Source organism: Streptomyces sp. NPDC055189, assembly GCF_053606765.1.
Map to the genome: position 1 here is coordinate 58,776 of NZ_JBSGSG010000001.1, position 13,796 is coordinate 72,571.

At 69.6% G+C, this 13,796-nt stretch carries 16 protein-coding genes; 7 read left to right on the forward strand and 9 right to left on the reverse strand.

The features are described 5' to 3' along the window. Positions 1 to 147: 147 nt before the first annotated feature. Positions 148 to 837, reverse strand: a complete 690-nt coding sequence (locus ACWFR3_RS00295) for an NADPH-dependent F420 reductase (RefSeq protein WP_453732236.1) — start codon at positions 835 to 837, stop codon at positions 148 to 150. Positions 838 to 911: 74 nt separating this feature from the next. On the opposite strand from ACWFR3_RS00295, the gene ACWFR3_RS00300 reads away from it, so the two are divergent. The 3 genes from ACWFR3_RS00300 (at position 912) to ACWFR3_RS00310 (ending at position 2,874) form a co-directional block, all read left to right on the forward strand. Then, on the forward strand, positions 912 to 1,292 hold the full coding sequence (locus tag ACWFR3_RS00300; protein ID WP_453732237.1) for a winged helix-turn-helix transcriptional regulator: 381 nt from the start codon (positions 912 to 914) through the stop codon (positions 1,290 to 1,292). Between the two features lie 423 nt (positions 1,293 to 1,715). Next, a complete protein-coding gene (locus ACWFR3_RS00305) occupies positions 1,716 to 1,907 on the forward strand; it encodes a hypothetical protein (RefSeq protein WP_453732238.1) in 192 nt (63 codons plus the stop codon). A gap of 262 nt (positions 1,908 to 2,169) precedes the next feature. After that, positions 2,170 to 2,874, forward strand: coding sequence for a hypothetical protein (locus ACWFR3_RS00310; RefSeq protein ID WP_453732239.1), 705 nt, complete (start codon positions 2,170 to 2,172; stop codon positions 2,872 to 2,874). A 464-nt stretch (positions 2,875 to 3,338) separates the two neighbouring features. Here ACWFR3_RS00310 and ACWFR3_RS00315 read toward each other — a convergent pair whose 3' ends face one another. From ACWFR3_RS00315 to ACWFR3_RS00325, 3 genes are all read right to left on the reverse strand, one after another. Continuing rightward, positions 3,339 to 3,971, reverse strand: coding sequence for an FMN-dependent NADH-azoreductase (locus ACWFR3_RS00315; protein ID WP_453732240.1), 633 nt, complete (start codon positions 3,969 to 3,971; stop codon positions 3,339 to 3,341). A 152-nt stretch (positions 3,972 to 4,123) separates the two neighbouring features. After that, positions 4,124 to 4,945, reverse strand: a complete 822-nt coding sequence (locus ACWFR3_RS00320; RefSeq protein ID WP_453732241.1) for an ABC transporter permease — start codon at positions 4,943 to 4,945, stop codon at positions 4,124 to 4,126. Continuing rightward, positions 4,942 to 5,895 (reverse strand): ATP-binding cassette domain-containing protein, encoded by a 954-nt coding sequence (locus tag ACWFR3_RS00325; RefSeq protein WP_453732242.1) that lies wholly within the window; start codon positions 5,893 to 5,895, stop codon positions 4,942 to 4,944. The genes ACWFR3_RS00320 and ACWFR3_RS00325 overlap by 4 nt, the downstream gene beginning before the upstream one ends. An 86-nt stretch (positions 5,896 to 5,981) precedes the next feature. On the opposite strand from ACWFR3_RS00325, the gene ACWFR3_RS00330 reads away from it, so the two are divergent. Next, entirely contained in the window at positions 5,982 to 6,716 is a 735-nt protein-coding gene (locus tag ACWFR3_RS00330; protein WP_453732243.1) for a TetR/AcrR family transcriptional regulator, read from the forward strand. A gap of 227 nt (positions 6,717 to 6,943) precedes the next feature. On the opposite strand, the gene ACWFR3_RS00335 is transcribed toward ACWFR3_RS00330, so the two are convergent. After that, positions 6,944 to 7,501 (reverse strand): CGNR zinc finger domain-containing protein, encoded by a 558-nt coding sequence (locus ACWFR3_RS00335; protein ID WP_453732244.1) that lies wholly within the window; start codon positions 7,499 to 7,501, stop codon positions 6,944 to 6,946. A gap of 126 nt (positions 7,502 to 7,627) precedes the next feature. Here ACWFR3_RS00335 and ACWFR3_RS00340 point away from each other — a divergent pair, with 126 nt between their 5' ends. After that, positions 7,628 to 8,548, forward strand: coding sequence for an EamA family transporter (locus ACWFR3_RS00340; RefSeq protein WP_453732245.1), 921 nt, complete (start codon positions 7,628 to 7,630; stop codon positions 8,546 to 8,548). A 32-nt stretch (positions 8,549 to 8,580) separates the two neighbouring features. Then, positions 8,581 to 8,778, forward strand: coding sequence for a hypothetical protein (locus ACWFR3_RS00345; protein WP_453732246.1), 198 nt, complete (start codon positions 8,581 to 8,583; stop codon positions 8,776 to 8,778). Between the two features lie 158 nt (positions 8,779 to 8,936). Here the strand turns inward: ACWFR3_RS00345 and ACWFR3_RS00350 are convergent, their stop codons facing one another. The 4 genes from ACWFR3_RS00350 to ACWFR3_RS00365 form a co-directional block, all read right to left on the reverse strand. After that, positions 8,937 to 9,881, reverse strand: a complete 945-nt coding sequence (locus ACWFR3_RS00350) for a dipeptidase (RefSeq protein ID WP_453732247.1) — start codon at positions 9,879 to 9,881, stop codon at positions 8,937 to 8,939. Positions 9,882 to 10,149: 268 nt separating this feature from the next. After that, positions 10,150 to 10,734 (reverse strand): hypothetical protein, encoded by a 585-nt coding sequence (locus tag ACWFR3_RS00355; protein ID WP_453732248.1) that lies wholly within the window; start codon positions 10,732 to 10,734, stop codon positions 10,150 to 10,152. Positions 10,735 to 11,379: 645 nt separating this feature from the next. Next, entirely contained in the window at positions 11,380 to 11,589 is a 210-nt protein-coding gene (locus ACWFR3_RS00360) for a hypothetical protein (RefSeq protein ID WP_453732249.1), read from the reverse strand. A gap of 217 nt (positions 11,590 to 11,806) precedes the next feature. Continuing rightward, complete coding sequence (locus ACWFR3_RS00365) at positions 11,807 to 12,982, reverse strand: epoxide hydrolase family protein (protein WP_453732250.1); 1,176 nt, start codon at positions 12,980 to 12,982, stop codon at positions 11,807 to 11,809. Between the two features lie 104 nt (positions 12,983 to 13,086). Between ACWFR3_RS00365 and ACWFR3_RS00370 the strand changes: the two genes are divergently transcribed. Further along, entirely contained in the window at positions 13,087 to 13,662 is a 576-nt protein-coding gene (locus tag ACWFR3_RS00370) for a CGNR zinc finger domain-containing protein (protein ID WP_453732251.1), read from the forward strand. Positions 13,663 to 13,796: the final 134 nt, after the last annotated feature.

Genomic DNA, 13,796 nt, shown 5'->3' on the forward strand with positions numbered 1-13,796 from the left:
GCTCGCGTGGAGGCGCATGGGGGGCGCCGCGACCGGGCGGTAGCCACCCCCCTGCCATCGACCAACAGCTCACGACCACAGCCCCACCGGATCCCGCCCCACGACGAGGGAAGAACTCAGCAACGGGTCACGACATCACACAGGCCCTTAACGGCGGAAAGCCGCGGTGTTCCCGTCCGCCGCGTCCTGGCGGCCCGCCCCGGCCGCATACGCCAGCGGAGGCGCGATGGCCTGCGCATCGACTTCCTCGCCCACCCACAGCGCGATGAACAGCGCGGCGGCCGCTTCCACAAGCCCCGCACGTTCGAGGCCACCGCCGGCCACGGGCGCACAGCCCACGTCCCGCACCAATTCGCGTACACGCGCGCAGGCCGTCTCGTCGTCCCCGCACACCGGCACGGCCAGCGGCCTCCCCTCGAACACCGGCGGCCGCATGCGCCACACATCCTCATGGCAGAGATTGAAAGCCTTGACCACGTGCGCTCCCGGTGCCGCCACGGCCAGTTGCTGCGCTGCCGAAGGGCCCCCTTCCGTCAGCAGCCGGAATCCCGGGCCGACCGGGTTGGAGCAGTCGAGCAGCACCTTGCCCTCCAAGGCCGCGCGCAGGTCCCCGACCACCTCTGCCCCCGCACCGAAGGGCAGCGCCGCCAGCACCACCTCACCGAACTCGGCAACCGAACGCAGAGAGCCGGACCGCACACCGCCCCCAATGCGCGTCGCGAGCCGCTCCGCCCTGCCTGCGTCCCGCCCCCCGACGCGCACCTCGTGCCCCGCCCGCACCCAGTGCGTGGCGAGCGCGTCGGCCATGCCGCCCGTTCCCAGTACGCCGATTCTCATCTTGTGGCCCCTCTCAGTGCCTGCTTCGACCGTTCGTGACGACGCTAGAGGGCCGTTCGGGCACCATTTGGTATGTGACCACCGACGCCTTCCTCGCCGACTGTCGTGCCCGTCTCGCCTTCGACCTGCTTTCCAACACCTGGAACGCCGTGGTGCTTTGGGCGCTGCGCGAGGGGCCCAGGCGCCCGGTTGAACTACGGGAGCGGATCGGGGGGATCAGTTCCAAGGTCCTCAACGAGACGTTGCGGCGGCTGCAGTTCAACGGTCTGGTCGACCGGCGAGCACACCCCGGGGAACCAGCACGGGTCCAGTACGCACTGACCGATCTGGGCCGGACCTTGCTGGCGCCCATCGACACCGTTGGCGCATGGGCCTTCGAATACGGCGATGCGGTGATTGCCGCTCAGGAAGCAGCATGTACGCCCGCCCCGCAGCCCCTTAATTCCACCTGCTAGACCGGTCAGCAGCACCGAGTGCATCGACCCCGAGATAAGCGCGCACCTCCTCCAGGACGCTCCTGTCGTTTGGCGTCCGGGATGCCGATCACGGCGGCCTCGGCGTACGACTGCGGTGCGGCAGGCCGATTCGCGGCAGTCCCGGCACTGCCGAACGGTTGCCGGTTGGACGTCGGTAACCGCTCCTCTCCTCCCGGGTGAGACAGCTGCAGTCCTCGCCGGGTCGGTCATGCAGCTGAGTCGGCTGATCTCTTCACGACCGCCGCCGACGGACCCACATGACTGCTGCTGTCGCTGCCCGGTCGGAAGTACCGGCATGAGTCGTCCGCATGTTCGGGTTTATGTCCGGCCTGTCACCGGTCAAGATCGCTAGGCGCCGCGGGCGTGAACCATCGCCTTCACAGCCAAAGGAAGACTCCGCACATGAATGCTCGCCAGGCCCTTCGCATCACCGCCCTCGCCTCGCTGCTGACAGCCTGCATCGCCGTCGGCGGTGGCACTGCCACTGCTGCCGGTCCCGATGTCGGCGCCCATGACGCCTCGGTCGTGGAGGGCACCGGTCTCACCGCGATCCACCAGCAGGACGTGTCGGTCACCTTCTCCGAACTCTGGTGATAGCACGCCCGGCCCGGCCAACAGGCCGGGCCGTCTGGCGGGCTGCGCAAGTCCCGCCCCGTTGCGCGAGGCGGGGCTCGCCCACGCCCCGGCACTCGGTCGAGGTCCGCCTGCGCGTCCGAGCGGCCGCCACCGCAAGGAAGAAGAAGCCATGCCGCACGTCGGCAACCATCCTGGACGACCGGCAAGCCCAGTCCTGGCGCCGTACGGGTGGCGGGGAGTGTGCTGCTCCTTCCGTCCGGTCCGCTTGTAGGTTGTCGGGATGAGCGGGCAGCAGGATTCGGAAGAGGAAGCGGCTGGGCTGCGGTGGATGGGCGAGCACCGTTTCGAGGAGGCGAAGAGCGGCGTTCCCGGGATGCGGGGCAGTATTTCGCTGACCGCCGCACGGGGCGTCGGGGTTGACGACTTCCTGGTGCGTCTCGGAGCGGACGACGAACAGCTGCGGTGCCAGGATCTTTTCAGGGACCGGGACGAGTTGGCTGCGCCCTCCGGTGGGGACCTCGGGCACGTCAGCCGTGCCATGTACGGCACTTGGGGGGAGTGGGTGTACGTCCTGGAGGACGGGTTCGCCGCTACCTGGTTCTTCGGCTACCGAGCGGTGCCCGCGATGGCGCCCTTGGTGGGTGAGGAGGTCATCTGTCTCACGCTGAACCGCCACGATGCTCCCGCTCTGATCCTCCACGCGCCGGGCGACGGACAGACCCGGCAGGCGGAGTTCGGGGAGACCGTCGACTGGTCGCCGGCACTGGACGCTGCACTGCGCGCGGCGGGCGCGGTCTTCCCCTCTGGGTATGACGGCTCCGATACGACGGAGGAAGAGGCACAGTTGTACTTCGAGGAGCATCACGAAGAGCTCTCTCCGGCCGTGTTCGCTGCTGTCGGAAGGTACTGCGGACTTACGATCGACCGCGCCACGGTCGAGGCGGGACTGCTCCCGCTGGCCATCCTCCCCTTGCCGGTGACCTGACCGAATTCGACCTGGCTGGCCTGTGGGAGACGGTGACGCCCGCGCCGGAGGAGCGGATCTCCCCGGCGAGCTCTACGGCTGCCTCCAGCTCGGGCCGTTTCGTGGCACGGGTGGAGATCTCCTCCGAGAAGACCCGCGTCACCCCGGCCTCGGCGGGGGAGCCGAGCTGTGCGTCGAGGGACTAAGGGGCGGTCGAGGGCCGGGCTTGGCCAAGGCGGACGTGCCCGACCGGCTCGGCGTTGGCGCTCACGGGCCCCGGCAGCTCGGCCCACACCGACCCCGGCTTACGTACGCGGGGGTCGGCCCGCTGAGCGCGTTGGCGAGTTGGGGCACGAGGCGGAAGCGGGCAGTGTGGTTCTGGATGGCCACCTTGCCCTTGCCGGTCCGGCCGCGCCCCGAGCTGACCGCACAGCTGACCAACCGTCGTTGGCCGGCGGGTGCACAGTGCGCCGAAGCGGGCAGCGTCACTTGGCTGCGGTTTCACGGCCGGCGTCGCGGGCCGCGGCCAGGGCTTTGGTATGCAGCTCGGCGGCGAGGTCCCGGAGATGTTCCATGCCGGGGGAGGTCGCGGCGAGGGTGAGCTCGCGTTCGATGACGACGAGGTCGGCCTGCCACACGTCGGCGAGGATGCGCTTGAGGTAGGGGGTGGAGTGGTCCCAGCCCTCGCGCGGAGTGCCGGGGGCGTAGCCGCCGCCTCGCACGGTGGCCAGGAAGGTCGGCTTGTCCTTGAGTACCGGACTACCCAGGGGCGACCCGGCGATGATCAGGTCCACCCAGGTCTTGAAGTGCTGGGAGACGCCGAAGTTGTACAGCGGCACGGCCAGCACCACCGCCTCGGCGGCCTCGAGCTCCGCGGTGAGCGACCCAGCGAGGGTGAGCGCGTCGCGCTGGGCGGGAGTGCGGTCGGGTTCGGGCGTCAAGTTGCCGGTGTGGGCGTGTGCCCAGGCGTCGGCGGGCAGCGGATCGGTGCCCAGGTGGCGGCGTACCACCGGCACGTCCGGGTGGACTGCGGTCCACTCCGATTCCATGAGGTCGGCGAGTTCGGCGCTGGCGGATGTGCCGGGAAAGATGCTGGCGTCGAGTCGAAACAGGCTCATAACGTCTCCATGGTGTTGGTAGCTGTGCGATCCAGTGGTTCGCGTCGCTCGACGCGGTGTGAGGTGCGCGGACTCTCACCGACCGGGGTTGCCGGTGCAGTTGCGCACCACGCTGGCGCGGCGAGGGGCCTCCAGGCAGATGACCGGAGCATTCAGCGCCCTCTGCGCGTGTAGGCGCGGAGTGACAACGGGACGAAGATCACCAGCAGCACCGCCGACCAGAGCAGGACGGTGGTCACCGGGTGTTCGAGTGGCCAGGCCACGTTCCCGGACGGGGCGCCCGGATTACCGAACAGCTCCCGTGAGGCCGCGGTGAGCGCGCTCACCGGGTTCCAGTCGGCCAGGAAGCGCAGCCAGCCCGGCATGCCGTCGGTCGGGACGAAGGCGTTCGACAGCATCGTGAACGGCAGGCCCAGCGGGACCATCGCGTCGGCGACCTGGTCGTTCTTCACTGCAAGGCCCACGTAGACGCCCACCCAGCTCAGCGCGTACCGCAGCACGATCATCAGCAGGAACGCCTGGACAGTGGGGATCAGGCCGCGGTGCGGCTGCCAGCCTACGAGCAGGCCTGTGCTCACCATCATGGCCAGCATCAGCAGGCCGGTCAGCAGGTCGGCGCCGGTCTGTCCGAACGGTACCGCCAAGCGCGCCATCGGCATGGAGCGGAAGCGGTCCATCACACCGCGGGAGGCGTCGGCGGCCATCCGCGTCATGACCCCCAGCCACGCGGAGAAGGTCACCATGGCGAACAGGCCGGGCATGAGGTACTCGCGGTAGTCGCCGCCGTTCGGCACCTGGATCGCGCTGCCGAAGACGTACCCGAACAGCACGACCATGACGGCCGGGAAGATCAGCGCCGCGATGATTTCGCCGGGAGCTTGCCGCAGTCGGCCCAGCTCGCGGCCGACCAGGGTCAGCCCGTCGGTGAACGTCCACCGCAGGCGGTTGCCCAGCGGCGGGGCGAGGTCGGTCATCGGACCAGCTCCTTTTCGTCGGTTTGGTCGGTGAGGCGCAGGAACACCTCGTCGAGGGTGGGCCGGCGCAGTTGCACGTCGGCTGCGGCGACACCCGCTCGTTCGAGCTCGCGCACGATCTCGGTGAACCGGAAACTGCGGCCCGGCAGCGCGACGCTGAGCCGGTCGGCGCCCGTCACGATGGGATCGGCCCCGGCCAGTGCTTTGAGCGCGGTCGCCGTCGGCTGGAGGGCGGCGGGGTCTTCGAGTTCGACGTCGAGGCGGTCGCCGATGGTGGCCTTCAGTTCGTCGGGGGTGCCCGTGGCGATTACCTGTCCGTGGTCGACGACGGCGATGTCGTCGGCCAGTTGGTCGGCCTCGTCCAGGTACTGCGTGGTGAGCAGCACCGTGGTGCCGTCCGCCACCAGTTCGCGGATGCTGTCCCAGATTTCGCCGCGGCTGCGCGGGTCAAGTCCGGTGGTCGGCTCGTCCAGGAAGAGCACCTCGGGGCGCAGGATGAGGCTGGTGATCAGGTCGAGTCGGCGGCGCATGCCGCCGGAGTAGCCGGCGACCTGCCGGTCGGCGGCGTCCGTCAGACCGAAGCGTTCGAGCAGCTCGTCGGCCCGTCGGCGCGCGTCGCGCCGGGGCAGGTGGGAGAGGCGCCCGAACATGCGCAGGTTGCCGCGGCCGGTGAGCTTCTCGTCCACGGCGGCGTGCTGGCCCGCGAGCCCGATCCTGGCGCGCACCTTGCCGGCGTCGCGGACGACGTCGTGCCCGGCGATGCGGGCGTGCCCGGCGTCGGGATCGGACAAGGTCGTCAGGATGCGCACCGCGGTTGTCTTGCCCGCGCCGTTGGGGCCCAGCACGCCGCAGACCCTTCCTCTCGGGACGCTCAGGTCCAGACCCCGCAGGGCGTGGGTATCGCCGAACGACTTGTGCAGCCCTTCGGCGACCACGATCGGATCAGGCATAACCCCTCCACTGGGTACCTTGTACGCGGTCATGGCGGCGACGTTAGACGACTGGGTACTATGTACGCAACCAAGGAGGCGAAACGGTGCCCGACGCCGAGTACGTGAACATCTGGATGCGGCCCGAGCGCGCGACCTACGGGCCGACGCCCGTCCACAGCCGCGCGAAGATCGCCAAGGCGGCCGTGCGGATCGCAGACGCCGAGGGTCTTGAGGCCGCCACCATGCGGCGGATCGCCGCCGACATCGGCGCCGGCGCAATGTCCCTCTACCGGTACGTCCCGAACCGCGAGAACCTGGTCGAGCTCATGGCCGACCAGGTGATGGGCGAGATCGACGTCACGGACATGCCCTCGGGCGACTGGCGCGCCGACCTGACCCGCTACGCCGACGAACAGCGGACCATGTGGCTGAGGCACCCGTGGATCGCCACCGTGCAGCGGTCACTCCCCAGCTTTGGCCCCAACCAACTGCTCTTGGTCGAACGGCTGATGGGGGTGCTCGACGCCTTCGTCCCCATCGACGAGAACCTCGGCCTCGTGGCCCTGCTGAACAGCTACGTCGAGGGCGCCGTCCGCGAGGAGATCAGCACGGCCAGGGAAGTCCGCCGCAGCGGGCTCAGCGAGTCGGAATGGATGGAGCGGAGCTACCCGTACATCGACCGGCTGGTGAAGAGCGGGGAGTACCCGATCTTCACCAAGATCGTGATGGAGGCGCGGCAGCCGCACCTGAGCCGCGACGACCAGTTCCGGAACGGGCTCCAGCGCGTCCTCGACTGCATTGCCGCGGCCCTCCCATCAACGGCGGAGTCCGAACAGTAAGGGCCAGGGCAGGCTCGTAGTCGACCATCCGTGAGGGCATGAAAAGCCAGATAGACGCACAAGCCTTGAATGCGCCGCAGCGGCTCGCGGCGGTTCGGCGTGCGTGGTGACGGGTCGGTGCAGGCATGCTGGATGGACGCCATTGCACTCCCGAGGGTGGTGCCGGCGGCTGGGGACAGACCCGCCCCCTGCGCGGTAGGCAGCGAGGTGGCGGCCCCGCGGGCCAGTCACGTGCGGCGGGTATTGCGGGCCGCGGAGGTCCGGTTGTCACCGTGGCGTCGCTCGCGGTGGCGGGCCACGGCGTCGTTGTTGGCGCAGCGCACCGAGCAGTAGGTGCGTCGGCCGTTGCGGGAGGTGTCGACGAAGGCCAGAGCACAGTCACGGCGAGCGCAGCGCCCCAGCCGTGCTGCGCCTGCGGAGCAGACGACGTAAGCGAGCCCGGCTGCGGTGACGGCACGGACGTGCGCGCCCGGGTCGGCGTCGGTGGCGCTGTAGTGCAGGTGGGGATGGCCGTCGTGCAGGGAGATACGGGGACTGCTCGAGGCGTCGGCCAGCAGCGTATTGACGGCTCGGCATCTCTCATCGAGGTCCTGAGGACCGAAGCACGCGGCCAGGCGCCGGCTCCATGTCCAGATCGCCTCGGCCTGCGCGGCGCTGAGGGTGCGCCGCACCACGCCGTGCGCGGCGAGCAGTGGCTCCAGCTGCTCGGGGTGGGCAGGGGCGGTCAAGTTGGCCAGGTCCGCAGCCAGGCGGGCAGCCTCCCCGCCGTAATGGTTGAAATGCATAAGACGATTACACCATCGTGTGGGTCCAGGCCGCACTGATGCGCGGCGGCGCGTGGTGGTGCGCCGGGGAGCGGACTCTGCTGTCACGGCGGCGCTGACACGGACTGCAGCGGGAGGAGTGCGACGGTGAAGCTTCTCCGCTCGGCGCGGCAGGGCGCCGCGACGGCACCGGCCCTGATGCTGGCCCAGATCATCAGCCTGCAGGCGGGTTCGGCCGTGGCCAAAGGCGCGTACGCGTCTGTCGGCCCCACGGCGTTGGCCGGGATGCGGTTGTTCTTCTCCGCCGTGGTCCTCTGGCTGCTGGTCCGGCCGCGACTGCGGGGCATTACGGCCGTACAGTGGCGGGCGGCGACCTCGCTCGGCCTGGTCTTCGCGGCCATGAACCTGGCCTATTTCCAGGCCCTCAGCCGCCTGCCGATCGGAGTGGCCGCGACCCTGGAACTGCTCGGCCCGCTCACCTTGTCGGTCATTCTGTCCCGCCGGCTTCAGCATTTCGCAGTGGCGCTGCTGGCGCTTGCGGGCGTCCTGCTGCTGGCCGCCCCGGGCGCCTCACTCTCCGCCGCCGGGCTCCTGCTGGGAGGTGCCGCCGCGCTGGGCCGGGCCGGATATGTGATCCTCAGCCAGCGGGTCGGGCGCCTGTTCCCCGACTGGACAGGCCTGACCCTGGCGCTGGCCTGCGGCGCCTGCGTGTTGACTCCCGTCACTGCTCTCACCGGCGCCGGCCGTGTTGCTGCCCACCCTGCCGCTCTGGGCGCCGGGCTCCTCGTGGCCCTTCTGTCCTCCCTGATTCCGTACTCCCTGGATATGACGGTCCTGCGACGCATCGATGTGCGTGCCTTCGGAGTGCTGCTCGCCCTAACTCCCGCGGTGGCGGCGGGCATCGGGTTCATCCTGCTGCGCGAGCAGCTGACGCAGCGCCAACTCTGCGCGGTGGCGCTGGTCGTCCTGGCCGGCGCCTGGTCGGCGCGCCGAGCTGCTCGGCCGGCGGACCGGCTGTCCGACCCGGCGCCTGTCCCTGCTGAACCGCCGGACCGATGTAATGGTTGAACTGTCTTAGACCATGACGCCATGTTGGTGTCATGACTTCCGCATGCACAATCGCGCCGACGGACGACCGATGCCCTGTCTGCCACCAGCCGACTCCAGCGGAGACGCGGTGGTGGACGCTCAGGTCCCACCACCGCACCTCCGAAGGCGAGCTGGAGTACTGCGTCGGCGGCTGCGGCTGCCTCGTCATCCTGGTCAACGGCGAGATGATCAAGAGCCTCCCAGGCTGAAGCCGGTTAACGAGCACCGGACTTGGACCGACGCAGGGCAGGTCTCGTTCGCGCTGTCCGCCCTTGCACAGGCCGCACCCGGCGGAGACTGCCGGGGTCCTGCTGAGCGTCGGGGCCGGCGCCCGGTGTCCGGTCCCCGGGCCCTCGTGCGGTGCGGGTCACTGCCACACCTGCGCGGCGACGCGGCGGAAGTTGCCGCCCAGGATCGCAGCCACGGCAATATGGGGGTATCCGCGTGCCAGGAGCGCGTCTTCGACGGTCAGCAGCCCTTCGGGCGGCATGAAGTTGATCGGTCCCCAGTCCGTGTAGCAGTCGGGGAACAGCTGCGGGCTCTGGGTGAGCATCGCGTTGAAGTCCTCGTGGCCGAACGGGTAGTCGCTGGCGACGCCGACGTGCTGCGGTCCGACGAGGTCGACGGCGTAGTCGATGTGCCGCATCAGCGCCTCGACGGTGGCGTCGTTGGGGCCCAGGAAGATCCCCACTCCGGTGATGCCGATGACCCCGCCGGTGGCGGCGCACTGCCGGGCCTGCTCGTCGGTGATGTTGCGCGGGTGGTCCCACACCCCGCGCATACAGGAATGGCTGTAGATGACCGGCTGTCGGGAGACCTCGCACATGTCAAGGCCGGTACGGGCGCCGCAGTGCGATCCGTCCGCGACCATGCCGACGGCGTTCAACTCCCCAATCAGTGCACGGCCGTAGGCGGTGAGTCCCTCGTCGACCTGGTCCAGGCAGCCGCCGCCCGCCGCATTGCGGTTGTTGTAGCTGGGCAGCATCGTGCGGACGCCGAGGTCGTAGAACTGGCGCACCCGGTCCAACTGCCCCTCCAGCGGCCCGGAATCCTCCAGGTCGAAGGCGACCGCCACCTCACCCGCCTGCCGGGCGTCCTCGATGTCGTCGGTGCTCGCGGCCAGCCGCAGACGGTCGTCCGCCGTGATCCGCGCCCGCCAGTCGGCGATCAGAGAGGTGACATCGGCGGCGCTGTGCGGCGCGTAACCCGCATTCACCGAGACGAAGCTGCCGCCCGGCCGGCTGTAGCGGGCCAGTTCGCCCACATCCGCGTGCCGCTCCAGCGGCAGGCAGCAGTGCTGTTCCCAGAGCAAGGGCGGACGATGGCGCGGTCCTGAAGATTCGTTTGACACGGTAGGCATCCGGTAGGCATCATGCCGCTGCTCTGGTCGGTTTCGGTTTCGGCTCGACTTCGGCTTCGGCAGCCGGTCGGCTGTGGAGCCCCCTGCCCCTGGTCGCAGAGTTGCTGTTCCCTGTGGTGGGAAGCGTGCTGGTGGAGTCGGTCGAGGCCACCGGCAAGGCCGTCAGGGCCAAGCCCGGAGCATCGCCAAGGCGCTTCCCGCTGTGGTGGGTTGGCGGCTCTCAGCCGAAGATGTCCAGGAGGTCCGCCCATGAGCCGTCGTCGGAGCGACGGGCCCGCATCGGGACCGGATCCGGGTAGCTCACCGCTGCGGCCCTCGCGCGGACGATGTCAGGACCGCCGCACGCGCTGACCGCGAAGGCGCCGAAGACCTTGGCGAACGCGGCCGGGTCGCGGAACTCCACGCCGAACGCCCGGCCGTCGTGCAGCGGAACCCACACCACCCGGTCGAAGCGTGTCCATTCCAGGACCGGCTGGTCGTCCGCGGTCGATCGCCCCTCCAGCCACAGCCGGGCCACGTGCAACAGGTTCACCCTGTCCATCGGCAGCCGCTTGCGCCGTACCCGCAGTGCACGCGCCGTCAGTTCGACGCGCTGGTCCTTCTTGGGGTACCAGACGACGCCGATGCCGAACGGCACCCACAGCAGGATCCCGATCATCGGCCAGACCACGGCGTCGCCCCATGACCGCAGCAGCCCGCCGTCCAGCAGGTACAGGGCCCCAAAGACCACCACCCACTTCGCCGTCATCCGCCAGAACCCACTGCCTTGCCGGTACAGGACCCGCCGCTTCCCCGTGAACGCCATGCCCGCACGCTATCCGCCGCCCCGCAACTCACCGCAGGCGCCCTTGCCGCCAGTTCCTGTGGCAGCGTCCGGCGCCTGCCACGCGATGTACGGCGCCCTGCCACCCTCGTACCGTCCCGCGTCCGCTTGCAGCCGCGAGGCGTGCGGCTGACTGCCTGTCATCTGCGTCCTGCTGATGCGGCATCGGCGCTGGTGGCGGCGCGTGTTGGGAGGGCTGGTAGGTCAACTCGGGAATGGCGTCAGATGACCACCGAACCGGCTGTGCGTACCCGGCCGTTGAGGCGGGACGGCGTTCACGCTGCAGGCAGGCCACGGGCAGTGCGGTGGGGCCTCACGCCGTCCCGTATAGGTGTGCTCGTTGGCCGCGCCATTGCACCTGTGCCGGGTCATCGAGGAGTCTTTCCGCATCCGGCAGCCCTGCGAGGCGGAGGAACTCGATGACGTCGGCGTCCGAGTGTGCGAGGCCGAGGATCGTGCCGTGCGCGGTCACCCGGCGTCCTCCGGTGCCCGACGGCGGGTGGACGACCGCCGGCGCACAGCCCCTGCTCTCGTCCTCTTGCGGTCCAACTGGTGGTGTATTGCGGTCGGCGGGCCGGGTAGAAAGGTGAGGTGAGGCTGGGTGTCCGGATCCGGTGAGGGGACCTTTCACGCCGACACGGCCGCTGCGAGGGCGGTGATGATCAGCGCGCAGGCCAGGCCGATCCACAGGTAGCGAATCGTTCCTTCACGGCGGCGCGGTGCTGCGTCGTCTTCGAGCGGGCAGGCGCACAGGCCGTGCTGTTCGAGGACGGGGGAGTCGAGCCAGTAGGCGGCGGAGAGCTCGGCCTTGGGCTGGGGAGTCGGGGCTTCGCGCATGCCCTGGGAACGAGACGGGCCGGGCCCGGTGCAGGCCGTCCTTTGATTTTCACACTCCCCTCACACCTGTGCTGCATCTGAAGTGGCCCGTCAGCAGAAGGAGCGCCGTCCCCGGCCTGCCCGCGTTCTGCCCTCTCGACGGCCTCGTCCCGGCTGCCGTCCGGCAACGCCGTGAACCGGATCAGGCGGCGACCGAGTGCCGGGCGCCCGGCCGCGTTCACCGATCGGCGGCGGCCAGCACTGCCGCAAGGCCCTCCTGCAGATCTTTGACGAAGTACCCGGGAACCTCCAGCGACGGGAAATGTCCCCCGGTCTCGGGCTCCGTCCACCGGACGATCTGCCGGTAGCGCTCCTGCGCCCAGGGACGCGGACACTTCTCGACGTCACGGGGATAGGCAGTGATCGCCGACGGGACGTCGACCCGGAGTTCGGGGTCCAGCGAGTTGTGGCTCTCGTAGTAGATGCGGGCCGCCGATGCGCCGGTCCGCGTCAGCCAGTACAGGGTGACGTCGTCAAGAATCCTGTCTCTGGAGATCGTCTCGAACGGGCTGTCCTCGGTGTCGGACCACTCGGCGAACTTGTCGAGGATCCAGGCAAGAAGCCCGACCGGAGAGTCGACGAGCGAGTAGCCGATGGTCTGCGGCCGGGTCGCCTGCTGCTTCGCGTACGCCGCGCGGCGGCTCCAGAAATCACGGGTGTCCTCGGTCCACTCGCGTTCGACCGCCGTCAGCCCGTCCGTGGTCAACCCGGGCGGTCCCTCCGCGAATGTGGTGTGGATGCCGAGAACATGCGCCGGGAACCTGCCGCCGAGGACCGTGGTGATGTTGCCTCCCCAGTCGCCGCCGTGGGCTGCGAACTGGCCGTAGCCGAGGCGTCCCATCAGCTCCACCCACGCGGCCGCGATCTTTTCGGTTCCCCACCCGGTGGTGGCCGGCTTGTCGCTGTAACCGAAGCCGGGCAGTGACGGGACCACGACGTGGAATGCCGGAGTGTCCGCATCTTTCGGATCTGCCAGCTCGTCCACGACATCGATGAACCGGGCAATGCTGTCCGGCCAGCCGTGCGTCAGGAGCAGAGGCGTGGCATTTGCGCGCGCGGACCGGCGGTGCAGGAAGTGGATTCCCAGACCATCAATGGTCGTGCGGAACTGGCCGATCCGGTTGAGGCGCTCTTCGAACGACCGCCAGTTGTACCCGGTGCGCCAGTACTGCACGACATCGGTGAGGTCGGCGAGAGGGACGCCTTGCTCCCACCGGCGGGGGCCGGGCGCGGCGGGGTGCACCGTCTCGGCCTCCGGCAGTCGCGCCGAGGCCAGTCGAGCGCGGAGATCGTCGAGGTCGGCGTCGGGTGCGTGGGCTTCAAATGCTTGTACGTCGCCGGTGGGGCGGGGCATGAGACCTCCTGGCCGTCGCGGGAACCGGCTGCGAACTCTCGCGAACCGGCTAAGACGGTTCTAGCAGCTTTCCGCGCCACGCGGCAACCGGCTAAGGTGGTTCCATGCCTGCTGCGTTTCCTGACTTCCGCCTCGGTGTCGTGCTGGCGACCAGCTTCACGGGGACCCTGTCGGAGCGTCACGGCGACGCCGTGGAGCGCATTCCCGTGCCGCACCGCCTCGTCGACTGGCTGGCCGTGTACGGCCTCGCCGTGGACTCCTGCACCACTGCCGAGCTCGATCTCGCCCGGCAACTGAGGGAGTCGATTCACGCCGCCGCGACAGCGGCCGCGGTCCAGGACGCCCTGCCCGCGGCTGCTGTCCACGTCATCAATGACTTCAGCGCTCAGGGGCGGGCCGCGGCGATCCTGACGCCCGAGGGCAAGCGGCAATGGCGGCTCAGCCCGGCCTCCCGTGTGGAAGACGCACTCAGCGTGATCGCCGCCGACGCGATCAGCGTGCTCGCGGGCGAACGAGACGGAAGGCTGGCCCTGTGCGCATCACCCACCTGCCAGGCCGCCTTCTTCGACACCAGCCAGAGCCGCACCCGCAAGTGGTGCGACATGAACACGTGCGGCAACCGTCAGAAGAAGGCGCGCTTCAATGCCAACCAGCGCAAGAACCCCGGATCGGCGAAGTGATCGTTAGCTCGGCGCTTCCTGGTGGGCTCCGCGCCGGCGACACCTCTTTCGCGGCGGGCGCACCCCCACGTCACCGTGCATCCCGCACCGAGTTGATGCGGTAGCCGCACAGACCACAACCCAACCGATCGCCC

Bases quoted from the DNA above. Each gene is read 5' to 3' on its own strand.
- ACWFR3_RS00370 (WP_453732251.1), top strand. From the start codon at position 13,087: ATGCCTGCTGCGTTTCCTGACTTCCGCCTCGGTGTCGTGCTGGCGACC.
- ACWFR3_RS00315 (WP_453732240.1), bottom strand. From the start codon at position 3,971: ATGAGCCTGTTTCGACTCGACGCCAGCATCTTTCCCGGCACATCCGCC.
- ACWFR3_RS00365 (WP_453732250.1), bottom strand. From the start codon at position 12,982: ATGCCCCGCCCCACCGGCGACGTACAAGCATTTGAAGCCCACGCACCC.
- ACWFR3_RS00360 (WP_453732249.1), bottom strand. From the start codon at position 11,589: ATGCGCGAAGCCCCGACTCCCCAGCCCAAGGCCGAGCTCTCCGCCGCC.
- ACWFR3_RS00320 (WP_453732241.1), bottom strand. From the start codon at position 4,945: ATGACCGACCTCGCCCCGCCGCTGGGCAACCGCCTGCGGTGGACGTTC.
- ACWFR3_RS00295 (WP_453732236.1), bottom strand. From the start codon at position 837: ATGAGAATCGGCGTACTGGGAACGGGCGGCATGGCCGACGCGCTCGCC.
- ACWFR3_RS00335 (WP_453732244.1), bottom strand. From the start codon at position 7,501: ATGCATTTCAACCATTACGGCGGGGAGGCTGCCCGCCTGGCTGCGGAC.
- ACWFR3_RS00310 (WP_453732239.1), top strand. From the start codon at position 2,170: ATGAGCGGGCAGCAGGATTCGGAAGAGGAAGCGGCTGGGCTGCGGTGG.
- ACWFR3_RS00355 (WP_453732248.1), bottom strand. From the start codon at position 10,734: ATGGCGTTCACGGGGAAGCGGCGGGTCCTGTACCGGCAAGGCAGTGGG.
- ACWFR3_RS00325 (WP_453732242.1), bottom strand. From the start codon at position 5,895: ATGCCTGATCCGATCGTGGTCGCCGAAGGGCTGCACAAGTCGTTCGGC.
- ACWFR3_RS00305 (WP_453732238.1), top strand. From the start codon at position 1,716: ATGAATGCTCGCCAGGCCCTTCGCATCACCGCCCTCGCCTCGCTGCTG.
- ACWFR3_RS00345 (WP_453732246.1), top strand. From the start codon at position 8,581: ATGACTTCCGCATGCACAATCGCGCCGACGGACGACCGATGCCCTGTC.